Origin of the sequence: Miniphocaeibacter halophilus (assembly GCF_016458825.1) — a bacterium.
GTDB classification, from domain to species: domain Bacteria; phylum Bacillota; class Clostridia; order Tissierellales; family Peptoniphilaceae; genus Miniphocaeibacter; species Miniphocaeibacter halophilus.
Genome location: NZ_CP066744.1, coordinates 1,799,035 through 1,814,599 on the forward strand (window position 1 = coordinate 1,799,035; position 15,565 = coordinate 1,814,599).

17 protein-coding genes and 1 pseudogene are annotated in these 15,565 nt (G+C 29.6%); 16 read left to right on the forward strand and 2 right to left on the reverse strand.

What is annotated here, in order from left to right; genetic code table 11:
* The first annotated feature begins 71 nt into the window (after positions 1-71).
* The 16 genes and pseudogenes from JFY71_RS08915 to gpmA all read left to right on the forward strand — a co-directional run bounded on the left by JFY71_RS08915 (position 72) and on the right by gpmA (position 13,581).
* Positions 72-986, forward strand: coding sequence for a cation diffusion facilitator family transporter (locus JFY71_RS08915; protein ID WP_243660456.1), 915 nt, complete (start codon positions 72-74; stop codon positions 984-986).
* Entirely contained in the window at positions 961-1,998 is a 1,038-nt protein-coding gene (locus JFY71_RS08920; RefSeq protein ID WP_243660457.1) for an L-threonylcarbamoyladenylate synthase, read from the forward strand. Before JFY71_RS08915 ends, JFY71_RS08920 begins: the two co-directional genes overlap by 26 nt.
* Position 1,999: 1 nt before the next feature.
* Positions 2,000-2,434 (forward strand): low molecular weight protein arginine phosphatase, encoded by a 435-nt coding sequence (locus tag JFY71_RS08925; protein WP_243660458.1) that lies wholly within the window; start codon positions 2,000-2,002, stop codon positions 2,432-2,434.
* A gap of 57 nt (positions 2,435-2,491) precedes the next feature.
* A pseudogene (gene upp / locus JFY71_RS08930) lies at positions 2,492-3,122 on the forward strand (uracil phosphoribosyltransferase).
* A 182-nt stretch (positions 3,123-3,304) separates the two neighbouring features.
* On the forward strand, positions 3,305-3,631 hold the full coding sequence (locus tag JFY71_RS08935; protein ID WP_243660459.1) for a hypothetical protein: 327 nt from the start codon (positions 3,305-3,307) through the stop codon (positions 3,629-3,631).
* A complete protein-coding gene (locus JFY71_RS08940) occupies positions 3,618-5,579 on the forward strand; it encodes a V-type ATP synthase subunit I (RefSeq protein ID WP_243660460.1) in 1,962 nt (653 codons plus the stop codon). The genes JFY71_RS08935 and JFY71_RS08940 overlap by 14 nt, the downstream gene beginning before the upstream one ends.
* A gap of 11 nt (positions 5,580-5,590) precedes the next feature.
* The gene (locus tag JFY71_RS08945; protein ID WP_243660461.1) at positions 5,591-6,061 is read left to right on the forward strand and encodes a V-type ATP synthase subunit K; all 471 of its coding nucleotides are present in this window, start codon (positions 5,591-5,593) and stop codon (positions 6,059-6,061) included.
* Positions 6,062-6,089: 28 nt separating this feature from the next.
* On the forward strand, positions 6,090-6,644 hold the full coding sequence (locus JFY71_RS08950) for a V-type ATP synthase subunit E (protein WP_243660462.1): 555 nt from the start codon (positions 6,090-6,092) through the stop codon (positions 6,642-6,644).
* Positions 6,645-6,650: 6 nt separating this feature from the next.
* The gene (locus JFY71_RS08955; RefSeq protein ID WP_243660463.1) at positions 6,651-7,655 is read left to right on the forward strand and encodes a V-type ATP synthase subunit C; all 1,005 of its coding nucleotides are present in this window, start codon (positions 6,651-6,653) and stop codon (positions 7,653-7,655) included.
* Positions 7,648-7,956, forward strand: coding sequence for a V-type ATP synthase subunit F (locus JFY71_RS08960; protein ID WP_243660464.1), 309 nt, complete (start codon positions 7,648-7,650; stop codon positions 7,954-7,956). The genes JFY71_RS08955 and JFY71_RS08960 overlap by 8 nt, the downstream gene beginning before the upstream one ends.
* 15 nt (positions 7,957-7,971) lie before the next feature.
* Positions 7,972-9,744 (forward strand): V-type ATP synthase subunit A, encoded by a 1,773-nt coding sequence (locus JFY71_RS08965; RefSeq protein WP_243660465.1) that lies wholly within the window; start codon positions 7,972-7,974, stop codon positions 9,742-9,744.
* Positions 9,737-11,122, forward strand: coding sequence for a V-type ATP synthase subunit B (locus JFY71_RS08970; protein ID WP_243660466.1), 1,386 nt, complete (start codon positions 9,737-9,739; stop codon positions 11,120-11,122). The genes JFY71_RS08965 and JFY71_RS08970 overlap by 8 nt, the downstream gene beginning before the upstream one ends.
* On the forward strand, positions 11,123-11,761 hold the full coding sequence (locus tag JFY71_RS08975) for a V-type ATP synthase subunit D (protein ID WP_243660467.1): 639 nt from the start codon (positions 11,123-11,125) through the stop codon (positions 11,759-11,761).
* Between the two features lie 59 nt (positions 11,762-11,820).
* Positions 11,821-12,324: an ECF transporter S component gene (locus tag JFY71_RS08980; protein WP_243660468.1), complete on the forward strand. Its 504-nt coding sequence runs from the start codon at positions 11,821-11,823 to the stop codon at positions 12,322-12,324.
* Positions 12,325-12,861, forward strand: coding sequence for a folate family ECF transporter S component (locus tag JFY71_RS08985; RefSeq protein ID WP_243660469.1), 537 nt, complete (start codon positions 12,325-12,327; stop codon positions 12,859-12,861).
* A gap of 42 nt (positions 12,862-12,903) precedes the next feature.
* Complete coding sequence (gene gpmA / locus JFY71_RS08990; RefSeq protein ID WP_243660470.1) at positions 12,904-13,581, forward strand: 2,3-diphosphoglycerate-dependent phosphoglycerate mutase; 678 nt, start codon at positions 12,904-12,906, stop codon at positions 13,579-13,581.
* Positions 13,582-13,665: 84 nt separating this feature from the next.
* Here the strand turns inward: gpmA and JFY71_RS08995 are convergent, their stop codons facing one another.
* Both JFY71_RS08995 and JFY71_RS09000 read right to left on the reverse strand, forming a co-directional pair.
* Positions 13,666-14,967, reverse strand: coding sequence for an ISL3 family transposase (locus tag JFY71_RS08995; protein ID WP_243660471.1), 1,302 nt, complete (start codon positions 14,965-14,967; stop codon positions 13,666-13,668).
* A 157-nt stretch (positions 14,968-15,124) separates the two neighbouring features.
* Complete coding sequence (locus JFY71_RS09000) at positions 15,125-15,541, reverse strand: Fur family transcriptional regulator (RefSeq protein ID WP_243660472.1); 417 nt, start codon at positions 15,539-15,541, stop codon at positions 15,125-15,127.
* Between the last annotated feature and the right edge of the window lie 24 nt (positions 15,542-15,565).

Sequence of the window (15,565 nt, forward strand, 5' to 3'; positions counted from 1 at the left end):
ACCTAAAATTTTAGGTTTTTTATTATGTAATAAATTTATAAAAAATTAATAATCTAATAGGAAGGTAAGATGTGGAGAATAAGGAAACTAGAAATAAATATATTAAAAAATCAGGAATTATAGGTTTATTCTTAAATCTATTATTATTTGTTACAAAATTAATAATAGGTCTATTAATAAATTCTGTAGCAGTTATTTCAGATGCATTTAACAATTTAGCAGATTCAATGAGTTCGGTAATAACCTTAATTGGTAGCTTTTTATCAGCTAAACCTGCAGATAAGGAACATCCATATGGACATGGAAGGTCGGAATACATTTCTTCCTTAGTAGTATCCTTTTTTATTTTATTTACAGGTATAAGTCTTTTAAAAGAATCGGTTATAAAAATTATTTACCCGGAGGAAATAAAAACTGGTTTTTTATCAATAATAATTTTGGTTTTTTCTATATGTGTCAAAATTTTCATGTATAGGTACAATAGCTATATTGGTAAAAAAATTGATTCACTAGCTCTTATTAGTGTAGCTAAAGATGCTTTAAGTGATATTTTTTCAACTTCTGGAATTATAATTTCAATTTTAATATATAAGTACGGAGACATTAATCTTGATGGTTATATTGGGCTTTTAGTTTCAATTATAATTTTGAAATCAGGGTATGATATTGCAATGGATTCTATAAATGTAATATTAGGAGAAGCTCCACCGGAAGAATTAGAAGATAAAATAGAAAAAATATTATTAAGTGGGAAAAATGTTCAAGGAGTTCATAAATTAGAATTACATGAATATGGAAAAGGAAATATTTATGGTTCAGTCCATTTAGATTTTCCATGTAACTTAATATTTAAAGAAGTACATGAAGTTGCTGATGATTTGGAAAATAAAATTTTAAACCAATGCGGCGTTAGGATTGTAATTCATATGGATCCAGTAAATTGTTTAGAGAGTGATGAATATGCAAACAGAAATACTAAAAATTGATGATATAAAAAGTGATTATGAATATATAAAAAAAGCAGCAGATATAATTAGAAAAAATGAATTAGTTGCAATACCAACAGAAACGGTTTATGGGTTAGGTGCGAATGGACTTTCAAAAGAGGCCTGTAAAAAAATTTTTGAAGTAAAGGGAAGGCCACAGGACAATCCCTTAATACTTCACATTTCAGAAATTGAAGAAATTAAAAATTTAATTTTAGAATTACCAGTAGATGTAAAAACATTATTGGAAAATTTATGGCCAGGCCCTTTAACGGTAATTTTTAATAAGAGCGATATTGTTCCTTCTGTAGTTACAGCTGGGGGAAATACAGTGGCAATTAGAATGCCAAGCCATAATATTGCAAGAGAAATTATAAAAAAATCAGGAGTTCCTATAGCTGCTCCATCTGCAAATATTTCTGGAAGACCGTCACCGACAACTGCAAATGATGTTTATGAAGATTTAAAGGGAAAAATACCTTTGATTATTGATGGAGGTCAATCAAGTATAGGAATTGAATCGACAGTTTTAGATGTTACAGAAAAACCCTACACAATACTTAGACCGGGTTTCTACGACAAAGAGGATTTAGAAGAATATTTAAACAAGGTAGTTTATGACAATGCACTAATTTCAGATAACATTATTCCAAAATCACCAGGGCAAAAGTACAAACACTATGCTCCCAAGGCCAATATGGAAGTTATTATTGGTGATAATAACTCAATTAAAGAGTATATTAGAAATTATTCTAAGGATACAAATAAGAAAACGGCTTATATTTTATTTGAAGAGAATAAAAATATTTTACAAAAAGATGATATTTTTTTAAGCCTAGGAAGTAAAAACAAATTAAATGAAATGGCTCATAATCTATTTAGGAATTTAAGGTTGGCAGATAAATTGAAAGTTGATTATATTATTTGCGAAGGCATTGAAGAAAAAGGAATAGGTATAGGAATTATGAATAGACTGAAAAAGTCTTCTTCACATAATATAAGGAGAGTGTAATTTGAACGTATTATTTGTTTGTACTGGAAATACATGTAGAAGTCCAATGGCGGAATATATTTTTAATGACCTGTCAAAGAGGAAGGGATTAAGCCACAGGGCTAAATCATCAGGCATAGCAGCTAGTGGTGATTATGCTAGTAAAAATGCTATATTATCAATGGCTGATATTGGAATAGATTTAACAAGGCATATTTCTACACAGGTATCAAAAGAAAAAATTGATTGGGCAGATATAGTCTTGGTTATGGGAAGAAGTCATTTGGATATATTGAAACATTATTTTCCTGATGAGGACAAAATTTTTCTGTTAAAGGATTTTGCCGAAGGTAAACAAGGGGAAATTACAGATCCATATGGAAGTGAAAAATTCATATACGACAATACAAGGGATGAAATAATTAATTTAATAGAAAAATTTATAATAAATCTTTAACAATATAAAGCATAAGTGATAATATATAGATAGTGTTTTAAAATAAGGAGGAAAAATATGAATAATGTTACAATATTTGATCACCCTGTAATCACTCATAAATTAACATATTTAAGAGATAAAAAAACAGGTTCAAAACAGTTTAGAGATCTAGTTGCAGAAATTGCCATGTTAATGGCATATGAAGTTACAAGAGATTTTGAAACAAAAGAAATAGAAATAGAAACACCATTGCAAAAAACAAAAGCAAAAATCTTATCAGGAAAAAAAAGTTGCAATTGTTCCAATATTAAGAGCAGGTTTAGGAATGGTAGACGGAATATTAAATATTTTACCGGCAGCTAAAGTTGGTCATATTGGTTTATATCGTGATCCGGAATCTTTAGAACCAGTAGAATATTATTGTAAATTACCAACAGATATAGCAGATAGAACTATTTTATTACTTGATCCTATGTTGGCTACAGGAGGTTCTTCAGCTGCAGCTATTCAATATTTAAAAAACAAAGGTGCAAAATCCATAAAATTAGTTAATATAATAGCTGCTCCTGAAGGAATAGAAGTAGTTCATAAGGCTCATCCTGATGTTCCAATTTATGTAGCCGGTCTAGATGAAAAATTAAATGATCATGGATATATTTTGCCAGGACTAGGAGATGCTGGTGATAGATTATTTGGAACAAAATAATAATTGTATTATATATAAATTTACAATTGATAATTAATTTTTAATGTGTTAATATTTACTTATGGTAATGATTTATAATGGGGGAGATGTTTATTTTAACACACCTTAATAAATGTTGTAATTTAGTCATTGCCATAAGCATGTAAATTTCTGAAATCGTTATCAAACAAGGGGGTGAATATATGTCATCCAATGCAATCAGTAAAATTAAAGATGCTGAGATTAAAGCTGAGACTTTAGTTAATGATGCAAAGGATAAGTCGTTTGAAATTCAAGAACAGATGAAAATTCAAGGTAAGGAAAAATACGATGAAATTGTTAAAGAGGCTGAACTTGAAAGACAAAAGATTCTTGAGCTTGCTAAAGAGAAAAGTAGAGAAATAGAAGCTCCTATATTAAAAAATGCAGAAAATGAATCTCAAAAAATTTTAAACACAAAAGATGATGATTTAAATAGTATTGCAGATTCTATTGTAGAGAGGATTGTGAAGAATTATGGCAATAGTTAAAATGAGTAAATTTAATTTACTTGCATTTAATTATGATAGGGGTAATCTTCTAAAAGAACTTCAAGACTTTGAATTTGTACATTTTAATGATTTGTCTAAGTCAGATGAAGAAAAATTTGAATCATTAGAACAAGTTATAGTAGATAATGAAGTAAATGCTGTAAATGAAGAGCTTACTAAAGTAAATTGGTCAATTGATTTATTATCGAAATATAAAGAAAAAGATGGAATGATTAAATCTTTAAAAGAAGGTGTAGCTACCTATTCCTTTGAAGAAATTAAAGAAAAGGGAAGTAAGTTCGATTTTAAATCAATTTATAAAAATCTACTTAGAGCAAGTGATATTATTGAGAACAACAAACAAGAGATACATAATAATAAACTCAAAATAGATGAGTTGAAAGTTTGGAGTTCAATTAATATTCCTATAGCTGAACTATATGGATTCAAAAAGGTTTTTGTAACTACTGGTGTTGTACCAACTCGCTATATGGAAAACCTAAGAAATGATTACAAGGATATAGATAATGCAGTAATCGAGGTTGTTAGCGAAGATAAGGGAAATGTCTATATTGTATTTATAAGCAACTTAGAAGAAAAAAATAGGGATTTAGAAATCTTAAGAAAAAATGGATTTAATAGTATAAGAATAAATACAAGTGGAATAGTTAAAGATGATATTTCTAAGTTACAAAAGGATTTAGAAAATAGTAATAAAACAATATTGCAACAAGAAGATATTATTAAAGATAATGTCAAATTTTTAGAAGATATTGAAGTTTACTATGAATTTTTAACAAATGTAAGGTTACGTGAAACTTCAGTAGAAAACTTTGTTAAAACAGACAGGGTAAATGTAATAGAAGGTTATGTTCCTAAAAATTTAGAAGAAGAATTTAAAACAAGAGTAAATAAAATACTAGAGAACAGGTATTATTTAGAATTAGAAGAAGCAGATAAAGATGATCCAAATGTTCCGATTATATTAGAAAACGGAAAATTTGCAGAAGCTTTCGAAGGTATGACGGAAATGTATTCACTACCAAGATACAACGAAATTGATCCTACACCATTATTTGCACCATTTTATGCGATATTTGCAGGTATGATGGTAGGAGATCTAGGTTATGGATTACTATTAACCATAGGTTGTATTATAGGTTTGAAATTCTTTAACTTAAAAGAAAGTATGAGAAAATTTGTAAAATTTTTCATGTTTATAGGAATTTGTACATGTATAGCAGGAATAGTGTATGGTTCTTTCTTCGGATTTAGTATGATAGAAGATCCTATCTTAAGTCCTTCTAATGATTCCATGAAAATGATAATGGTATCATTAGTATTAGGTGGAATTCACCTATTTTTCGGTTTAGCTATACAGGCTTATATGAAAATACGTGACAAAAAAATTATGGATGCAATTTTTGATGTAGGTTTTTGGTATATGACTTTAATAGGAATAATTGTATTTGCTATATCAAAACTCATACCGGGAATTAGTCCAGTAGTAGGGAAAGTTTTTATAATAATTTCTGTAATTGGAATGGTAGGTATAGTTGCTACAGGAGGCAGAGATGCTGAAACTATAGTAGGAAAAGTAGCCTCAGGTGTTTATGAACTGTATGGTATTACAAGTTATATAGGAGATTTTGTATCCTACCTAAGAATTATGGCTTTAGCACTTTCAGGAGGATTTATAGCTTTAGCTGTTAATATGATTGTAGAAATGCTATTTGGTGCAGGAATACTAGGAGCAATTGGAGGATTAATAGTATTTGTTATATTCCAATTATTCAATGTATTCTTATCATACTTAAGTGCTTATGTTCATACAGCAAGACTTACTTATGTAGAAATGTTTAATAAATTCTATGAAGGTGGAGGAAAAGCCTTTAAAGGATTAGTAGAAAAATCTAAATATTTTAATATTAAAAGAGAAAATAATTAGGAGGAATTATAATGGCAGAATTTTTTATTGAAAATGGTGGACTTATATTTAAGGGTTTAGCAATAGCAATAGCTGTTTTGTTTGCTGGTATTGGATCAGCAAAGGGTGTTGGAATGGCAGGAGAAGCAGCTGCAGGAGTAATAATAGAAGAACCGGAAAAATTTGGTAAGGCATTAGTACTTCAATTATTACCAGGTACACAAGGACTTTACGGATTCGTTATAGGAATAGTATTAGTTGTAATGGTTGGAGATTTAAATTTAGCACAAGGTTTATATGCAGTTGCAGCAGCATTACCAGTAGGAATAGTTGGTTTATTATCAGCAATAGCACAAGCTAAAGTATCTGTTGCAGGTATAAATATATTAGCAAAAAATGAAGAACAACAAGCAAAGGGAATCGTACTTGCAGTAATGGTTGAGTTATATGCTATATTAGGATTTGCTATTTCATTCTTGATGATTAATAACGTATTAATGTAATCAACATATTGATTAAGGATGTGAAAAAATGTCAAATTTAGACAATATAATTCAAACTATTTTACAAGATGCTGAAGCTGAAAGTGAAAAGATTTTGAATGAAGCTGAAAATAATAAAAATAAATATATATCTGAAATAGAAAAACAAGCTAGGGAAAGAAAGGAAGAAATAATTTCTAAGGCCAATGAAGAAGCTGAACAATTAGTTGAAAAAACAACTAATAACGCTAATTTAAAGGCAAGGGATTCTTTACTTATAGCTAAGCAAGATGTAATTTCTAAAATAATAGATATAGTTAAAGAAAAGCTTAAAAACATTGATGACAAATCCTATACCGATATTCTACTTAAGACAATAAAATCTTCCAATATTGGAGATGATGTTGAAATTATGGTTCAAGAAAACAGGGTAGATATTGTAAAATCATTAGGATTAAAAAACAAAATTTCAGATAAATATGTAGAAAGTGGATTTTCTATATTAGAGGGGAATTCTGTATTAAATAATGACTTTTCAAGTTTAGTAGACTACATGAAAGATGACTTGGAAAGCTATATAGCTGAAAAGTTATTTTCGGAATAGGAGGGAATGATGGATAGAAATAAGTTTATCCAAAGTTCTACAACCACAAGAATCTATGAAAAAAGCCTACTTACTAAAAGTCAATTAGAAAGAATGATAGAATCTGACTCCTTAGATGATGCTTTAAGGCTTTTAAACGATACTGTATATCAGGCTAGTATAGCGAAATTAGAAAGAAGTGAAGATTATGAGATTGCATTAAAAGATGCATTGAATAATACTTTTAGAACTTTTTATGAACTATTACCTAGTCCTGAAGTAGTTGATTTAATATCAATGAAGTACGAGTATCATAATTTAAAAGTTATTCTTAAAGAAAAAATAAGTGGATTAAATTATTCTAGAATGTATATAAATTTTGGAAATTTTGATTTTGAAAAATTAAAAGAAGAATTCGCAACAGGTGACAGATCATCTTTAGATGATAGGTACTCTGGAGTGATTAATGCTGTATACGATCAGTTCTTAGAATATAAAGACCCACAAAATATAGATATTTTAATAGACAAGGAATATTTTAAAAATCTAAAAGAAGTAGCAGAAGAATTAGATATTGATTTATTTAAAATCTATGTTGAAGATTTAATAGATTTTACTAATATTAGAACACTATTAAGATGTCAAAATCAAAAGAGAGATTTGAATTTTTTAGACAGGGTTATAATTGAAGGTGGAGCTATACCAAAGGATAAGTATAAAGATTTCCTTTTTAGCAAAATTGATGAAAACAGTGATTTGTTTAAAAATTCAAGAATCTATTATCATTTAAGAGAAAGTCTAAAAGAATATAATATGACAAAAAGTCTTTCAGTTTTTGAAAAAAGTATGGATGATTACTTGGTAGAAGTTATAAAAGAGGCAAAAAAAATTACATACGGTCCGGAAGTTGCTTTTGCTTATTTACTGGCAAAAGAAAACGAAATTAAGAACCTAAGAATTATTTTTGTTTCTAAGCTTAATAATCTACCGGCAAAATTTACTAGAGAAAGGTTACGTGAGTGTTATGTATAAAGTAGCCGTAGTAGGAGATAGAGATTCTGTTCTTGGTTTTAGAGCTTTAGGAGTTCATGTATATATAGCTTATGAAGCTACGGAAACTAGAAAAATAGTCGATAGTATAGCAAAAGAAGGTTATGGTGTAATATTTATTACAGAACAACTTGCCAGTTTAATACCGGAGACTATAGAAAGATATAATGCAGAAATTACGCCAGCCGTAATATTAATACCATCAAATCAAGGTACTTTGAATATTGGTATGGAAAATATAAACAAGAATGTAGAGAAGGCGGTTGGATCTAATATTTTATAAAGGAGAGAGCTTATATTGAAAGCAGGAAAAATAATAAAAGTTTCCGGACCTTTAGTTGTAGCTGAAGGAATGGAAGATGCAAACGTATATGATGTTGTTGAAGTTTCAGAAGATAAGCTCATTGGAGAAATTATAGAAATGAGGGGCGACAAAGCCTCTATTCAAGTATATGAAGAAACTACTGGTATAGGACCTGGAGATACCGTTATAACAACAGGATCTCCATTATCAATAGAGTTAGGGCCAGGTTTAATTGAGCAGATGTTTGATGGAATTCAAAGACCATTACAAGCTCTTCAAGATGCAGCAGGAGACTTTTTAACAAAAGGTGTCGAAGTAAACGCATTAAATAGAGAAAAGAAATGGGATTTTGTTCCAGTTGCTAAAGTTGGAGATGTTTTAAAACCAGGTGATGTTATTGGTACAGTCCAAGAAACACCTATAGTTAATCATAAAATAATGGTTCCAATGGGAGTAGAGGGTACTTTAACAAAAATAGAAAATGGTAGCTTTTCAGTTGATGAAGTTGTTGCAGTTATTAAAACTGAAAATGGCGAAAAAGAATTAACAATGATTCAAAAATGGCCAGTTAGACAAGGAAGACCTTACAGGAAAAAACTGGATCCGACAGAACCATTAGTTACAGGACAAAGGGTTATAGATACATTTTTCCCTGTTACAAAAGGGGGAGCTGCAGCTATACCGGGACCTTTTGGTTCAGGTAAAACAGTAGTTCAACATCAGCTGGCTAAATGGGCAGATGCTGAAATAGTTGTTTATGTAGGTTGTGGTGAACGTGGAAACGAAATGACCGACGTACTTATGGAATTCCCGGAAATAATAGATCCTAAAACAGGCGAATCGCTAATGAAAAGAACCGTACTTATTGCAAATACATCAAATATGCCTGTTGCAGCAAGGGAAGCTTCCATATATACAGGAATAACAATATCAGAATACTTTAGAGATATGGGATATTCAGTAGCAATGATGGCAGATTCAACATCAAGATGGGCAGAGGCTCTAAGAGAAATGTCTGGACGTCTTGAAGAGATGCCTGGTGATGAAGGATACCCTGCTTATTTAGCATCAAGAATAGCAGACTTTTATGAAAGAGCAGGAAAAGTTGAATGTTTAGGTGATGACAATAGAGTAGGAGCTTTAACAGTAATAGGAGCAGTATCACCTCCTGGAGGAGATATTTCTGAACCTGTTTCTCAGTCAACATTGAGAATTGTAAAAGTTTTCTGGGGACTAGATTATGCATTGTCCTACAGCCGTCACTTCCCAGCTATTAACTGGTTAGATTCATATTCTCTATATCAAACTAAGGTTGACAAATATTTAGATGAGAATATAAACGAAAATTTCTCAAGAGATAGAATTAGAGCTATGGCATTATTACAAGAAGAATCAGGACTTCAAGAAATAGTTAGACTTGTAGGTAGAGATGCTCTTTCAGATGGAGATCAATTAAAACTTGAAATTACTAAATCCATTAGAGAAGACTTTTTACAACAAAATGCTTTCCATGAAGTAGATACTTATTGTTCATTAAATAAACAATATAAGATGCTAGATACTATTTTAGAGTTTTATGATTTAGCACTGGAAGCTTTAGACAAAGGTATTTATACTTCTGAAATAGAAACTATGCCAATAAAAGATAGAATTGCAAGAGCGAAAAATATACCAGAAGATGAATTAAATAAATTTGACGAATTAAAAGAAGATCTAAAAGTTGAATTTAAGAAGTTAATAGAAAAAGGAGGGACTGTAAATGCTTAAGGATTATAAATCTGTAACGGAAGTAGTAGGCCCTCTTATGGTAGTAGAAGGTGTTGATGGGGTTAAATATGAAGAACTTGTAGATATTCAATTACAAAACGGCGAAAAAAGAAGAGGTCGTGTTATTGAAATCGAAGAAGACAAGGCAATGGTTCAAATTTTCGAAGGTTCTTCAGGAATTAACTTAAGGGATACCACCGTTAGATTTTTAGGTAGACCTTTAGAGCTAGGTGTTTCAGGAGATATGATTGGAAGGGTATTCGATGGTTTAGGTTCTCCAATGGACAATGGACCAAAAATAATACCTGAAAAGAAAATAGATATTAATGGTTCACCTATTAATCCAGTATCCAGAGACTATCCTTCTGAATTTATTCAAACAGGTATTTCTACAATAGATGGATTAAATACTTTAGTTAGAGGTCAAAAACTACCTATATTCTCAGCTTCAGGACTTCCACATAACAATGTTGCAGTACAAATAGCTAGACAAGCTAAAGTTTTAGGTAAGGGAGATAAGTTTGCCGTAGTTTTCGCTGCAATGGGAATAACTTTTGAAGAAGCACAATTCTTTATAGATGATTTTACAGAAACAGGAGCTATAGATAGGGCTGTTTTATTTATGAATTTAGCAAATGACCCTGCTATTGAAAGACTTGCAACACCTAAAATGGCCTTAACTTGTGCTGAGTATTTAGCTTTTGAAAAGGGAATGCATGTTCTTGTTATTTTAACAGACATGACTAACTATGCAGAAGCACTACGTGAAGTTTCAGCAGCAAGAAAAGAAGTTCCAGGTCGTAGGGGTTATCCAGGATACTTATATACTGACCTTTCTACAATATATGAAAGAGCCGGTAGAATTAAGGGTAGAGATGGTTCAATAACGCAAATTCCAATTTTAACAATGCCTGAAGAGGATATTACACATCCAATTCCGGACTTAACAGGATATATTACAGAAGGACAAATAATATTATCTAGGGATTTATACAAATCAGGTATAGAGCCTCCTATTTTTGTAATACCTTCACTTTCAAGATTAAAGGACAAGGGTATAGGTAAAGGAAAAACTAGAGAAGATCATGCTGACACTATGAACCAAATATATGCAGGATATGCATCCGGTAGGGAAGCAAGAGACTTAGCTGTTATTCTTGGAGAAAGTGCATTATCTGAAGCAGACAAGGCGTTTTCAAAATTTGCAGAAGAATTTGAAAAAGAATATGTAAATCAAGGTTACTATAATAATAGATCTATAGAGGAAACATTAAATCTTGGTTGGAAATTATTAAGAATAATTCCAAGATCTGAACTAAAGAGAATAAGGGATGAATATTTAGATAAATATTTGGATGAATCTCAAGGGGATGATTAGATGGCTAAGCTAAATGTAAATCCTACTAGAATGGTCTTATCGGAATTAAAGGAAAGACTAGCTACTTCTACTAGGGGACATAAATTATTAAAGGATAAGCAAGACGAGCTAATGAGACGTTTTATTGGCTTAATTAGAAAAAATAAGGAATTAAGACTTGAAGTTGAAGAAGAATTAAGTAATTCCTTTAAAGATTTTTTGCTTGCTTCTGCTATAATGAGTCCGGAATTTCTTGATGAAGCTGTCTCTTTTCCAAAAGAAAATATAGATGTTGATATTACTACAAAGAATATTATGAGTGTTAATATTCCTGTTATGAAATTTATTAAAACTGAAATAGATGATACAGGTAGTATTTATCCTTACGGTTATGCTCAAACTTCAGCTGATTTAGACTATGCAATAGAAGGCTTAGACAAAATTATGGATAAACTTCTAGAATTAGCAGAAGTAGAAAAAGCTTGTCAATTAATGGCAAAAGAATTAGAAAAGACAAGAAGAAGAGTAAATGCTCTAGAATATAGAACAATTCCTGATTTAGAGGAAACTATAAAATATATTCGTAGTAAATTAGACGAAAATGAAAGAGCAACTATAACAAGATTAATGAAGGTTAAAGATATTATTCAAGAAAAATAGCAAACACAACACTTAGTGTTGTGTTTGTTTTTTGATTAAATTATTTGGAGTGTTCGTATATGGATAAAAGTTTAAAAAATTTAATTTACTGTGCCCTATTAACTTCATTGGTAATAGTAGGCACAATAATTATAAGAATTCCAATTCCGGCAGTTTCAGGCTACATAAATTTTGGAGATTTATTTATATTTTTAGGAGCTAGTTTATTTGGACCTATTGTTGGGGCTTTAGCTGGTGGAATAGGCTCAGCTTTAGCTGATATATTATCTGGTGGTGCACAATGGGCATTATTTTCCTTAATTATAAAAGGGTTAATGGGACTTGTTGTAGGAAAACTTGCTTATAAGAATAAATTTTATGGATATAAAAATTTAATTGGAACAATTTTAGCGATAATTATTCTCGTTATTGGGTATTATATATCTGGATCATTAATAATAGGAAGTTTTATTACTGGTTTAACATCAATACCATATGATTTATTACAGGGAATTATTTCCTCTGTAATATATTTTATTATGGGCGGAAGAATATTAAAACTGAAGTTTAAAAAAGGTGAGTAAATGTCAATTATAAAAGAGTGGTTTAATATAGAAGAGCTTAAAAATGTAAGAAATTTAGTTATATGTGCAATAATGGTCGCTTTAAATGTAGTGTTGAGTCTTTTTGAAATACCCTTATTTGGAAATACAATAATGATAGGTTTTCAATTTTTAGCATTGGTAGTTGTTGGTTATTTATATGGACCTATGCCTGCTGCAATAGTAGGAGGAATAGGTGATATTATAGGGGCAATGTTATTTCCTAAAGGGATATTTTTCCCTGGATTTACTTTAAATGCTATGGTTGAAGGCTTTATATATGGAGTATTTTTTTATAAAAAACAAGTGGATATTAAAAGGATAATGGTTGCTTTCTTTATACAATTAATCTTAGTTTCTTTTATAATGACGCCTACTTGGATTTATATTTTATATTCAAAAAATTTATTATTGACAAAAATGGTATATATAACTAAAATTGGGAAATATCCAATAGATGTATTAATCACTTATTTATTTTTGAAAATATTAAATAGAAGTGGGGTATTAAAGAAATAAATACCTATTTAAATAATATAATCTTATTAAGGAGCAGATATTATGAAAAAAATAGTTTTCGTTAGACATGGCCAAAGTGAATGGAATTTGGAAAATAAATTTACCGGTTGGGTAGATGTGGATTTAAGTGAGGAAGGTTATAACCAGGCAGAAAATGCAGGTAAAAAAATTAAAGAAGCTGGACTTGAATTTGATTTAGCCTTTACTTCTGTATTGAAAAGAGCCATTAAAACCTGTCATATTGTATTGGAAGAATCTAACCAGTTATGGATTCCCGAAATTAAATCTTGGAGATTAAATGAAAGACATTATGGTGCATTACAAGGATTAAATAAAAAAGAAACAGCAGAAAAATATGGTGATGAAAAAGTTCATCAATGGAGAAGGTCCTATGATGTGCTTCCACCGCTATTAAATAGTGAAGAACAGGTATTTGATAGAAAATATGCAAATTTGCCAAAGGGAACAGTTCCACTTGGAGAAAATTTAAAAGTTACCTTGGAAAGGGTAATACCTTTCTGGGAAGATCAAATAGCACCTTTAGTATTAGATAATAAAACAATTTTAGTGGCTGCTCATGGAAACTCATTAAGAGCTTTAGTAAAACATATTGAAGGAATTTCAGATGAAGAAATTATGAAGTTGGAAATACCAACAGGAGAACCTTTAGTATTAGAACTAAATGATGATTTAACTATAAATAAAAAATATTATCTATAAATTAAACCCCAACTGCTAATTAAGGTTCTTTGTCAAATGGTGTTGGTATACAATAAAATAACAAACTACTTTTATATCAGGCAGCTATATAGTTGCCTGATAATTCTTTATTGGCTTCATTAAATTTTTAATTATAAAAACTCTATTTCTAAAATTATAAAATGACCTATATCCAAAAACTATTCTTTTTATACTTTTAATAAGATTATTAGTACCTTCCAAGGGTCCATTTGTAATGTTCGTACTTAAAGTGTTTTTCACATATTCAAAATATTTTAACAAGGTGTTTATAGCTACTTCCATTTGTTCACTTACTGTATCCTTAAATAAAGTTAAATGTTCCCTTAATCTTTTAGAATTTTCACATCTAATATCAGATAAAAGAATTTGATAAACCTCATATGTTTTCTTTAAATTATCATCAACGGCTATAGTTTCATTTACTACATCAGATGTGCTTTTCCACTTATTAAAATGTGTCCATTTACTAAAGTGGATTATATCAAGTTTAGAAGAATCCTTTTGAATTAGCTTCCAATATCTTTTTAGTCTTTTATATTCAATAGAGGAAGTACTAAAGTTTTTCATTATTTCAATCCTTGTTTTTAACAAAGCCCTGCCAATAAGATTTACAATATGAAACTTATCTAAAACTATTTGAGCATTAGGAAAAACATCCTTAATTAATGACATATAAGGTTTATATATATCTATACAAATATATTTCACATTTGCTCTTGCTTTATAGGTAAACTTTCTAAAATATTTAGTTAAATAAGGGAGAGTACGATTTTCAACAATATCTATAATATTAAAATTCTTCCTATCACCATTACAAAAGATAAAGCTCATACTGCCCTTAGCATCTTTAGTGGATTTGAATTCATCAAAACACAAAGTTTCAGGCAGATATGACTTGTTAACTCTAAAAGCCTTATAATTAGCCTCTAAAGAACGACTAACAGTATTAGAAGATACGTAATTTAACCTAGCAATATCCTTTTGACTTATTTTCATAGTTAGATTTTCAGTTATATGTAATTTTACCCTATTTGAAATAAAACAATTTTTCTCTACAATATTGGTTTTTGCTGTAAAAGTATGAGAACATTCTTTACAAAAAAATCTTTGTTTTCTTAATTTTAAAATAGTAGGATCTCCATTTAGTGGAAGAAGTTTAATATTTGATATTTTATTTCCGTGCTTAATAATTGCATTCTTGTCCATATTTCCACAAATTGGACAAACATTAGGAGTATAAGAAAGTTTAGCGTCTATAACTTTATATGTTACATTGTTCTTTCTCATGTTATTGCTGAATTTAATAAATTTAATATTCTTATCTTTTATTCCTAAGAAATCTAAGATATAATTACTTGTAGACATAATGACCTCCGATTGGTATTTTGTAGTGAATTTATTGTATCGGAAAAATGGTTGTTATGTCTCTTTTTTTATAAAAAAATGGTGCTGGAGAAGATTTTCATTTTTCTTCACCAACACCATAAATTATAGAACCCTAATTAACAGTTGGGGTTTTTAACTATATGTCAGCATCTTGACATTTTGGACAAGTACCGCTTAAATATATATTTTTACTATCTATTTCAAAATCTTTTAAATCTTCAGAATCAACTAAATTATATGGAAAATGGAAATTATAAATTGTACCACATTTTTTACATTTAAAATGGCCATGAGGTTCTGTTATAATATCATATCTAATTTCCGTATTCTCTATTTTTATTTCATCTACAATATTTGCCTTAACAAATGATTTTAAAGTATTGTATACCGTTGTTTTAGAAAGTGTCGGTATAATAGGGCATAAATTAATATATATTTCGTCAACAGTAGGATGTGTATGATTTAAATTAAGATATTCTAAGATTTTTAACCTTTGAAAAGTAGGCCTAATATCCGCTTCAATTAACATATTTTTTAAGTTATCCGTATCCATATTATCACCCTTTGTAATTATTAC

Coding starts and splice junctions, on each gene's coding strand:
- JFY71_RS08920 (WP_243660457.1), top strand. CDS start 961: ATGCAAACAGAAATACTAAAAATTGATGATATAAAAAGTGATTATGAA.
- JFY71_RS08935 (WP_243660459.1), top strand. CDS start 3,305: ATGTCATCCAATGCAATCAGTAAAATTAAAGATGCTGAGATTAAAGCT.
- JFY71_RS08940 (WP_243660460.1), top strand. CDS start 3,618: ATGGCAATAGTTAAAATGAGTAAATTTAATTTACTTGCATTTAATTAT.
- JFY71_RS08945 (WP_243660461.1), top strand. CDS start 5,591: ATGGCAGAATTTTTTATTGAAAATGGTGGACTTATATTTAAGGGTTTA.
- JFY71_RS08950 (WP_243660462.1), top strand. CDS start 6,090: ATGTCAAATTTAGACAATATAATTCAAACTATTTTACAAGATGCTGAA.
- JFY71_RS08955 (WP_243660463.1), top strand. CDS start 6,651: ATGATGGATAGAAATAAGTTTATCCAAAGTTCTACAACCACAAGAATC.
- JFY71_RS08960 (WP_243660464.1), top strand. CDS start 7,648: ATGTATAAAGTAGCCGTAGTAGGAGATAGAGATTCTGTTCTTGGTTTT.
- JFY71_RS08970 (WP_243660466.1), top strand. CDS start 9,737: ATGCTTAAGGATTATAAATCTGTAACGGAAGTAGTAGGCCCTCTTATG.
- JFY71_RS08975 (WP_243660467.1), top strand. CDS start 11,123: ATGGCTAAGCTAAATGTAAATCCTACTAGAATGGTCTTATCGGAATTA.
- JFY71_RS08980 (WP_243660468.1), top strand. CDS start 11,821: ATGGATAAAAGTTTAAAAAATTTAATTTACTGTGCCCTATTAACTTCA.
- JFY71_RS08985 (WP_243660469.1), top strand. CDS start 12,325: ATGTCAATTATAAAAGAGTGGTTTAATATAGAAGAGCTTAAAAATGTA.
- gpmA (WP_243660470.1), top strand. CDS start 12,904: ATGAAAAAAATAGTTTTCGTTAGACATGGCCAAAGTGAATGGAATTTG.
- JFY71_RS08995 (WP_243660471.1), bottom strand. CDS start 14,967: ATGTCTACAAGTAATTATATCTTAGATTTCTTAGGAATAAAAGATAAG.
- JFY71_RS09000 (WP_243660472.1), bottom strand. CDS start 15,541: ATGGATACGGATAACTTAAAAAATATGTTAATTGAAGCGGATATTAGG.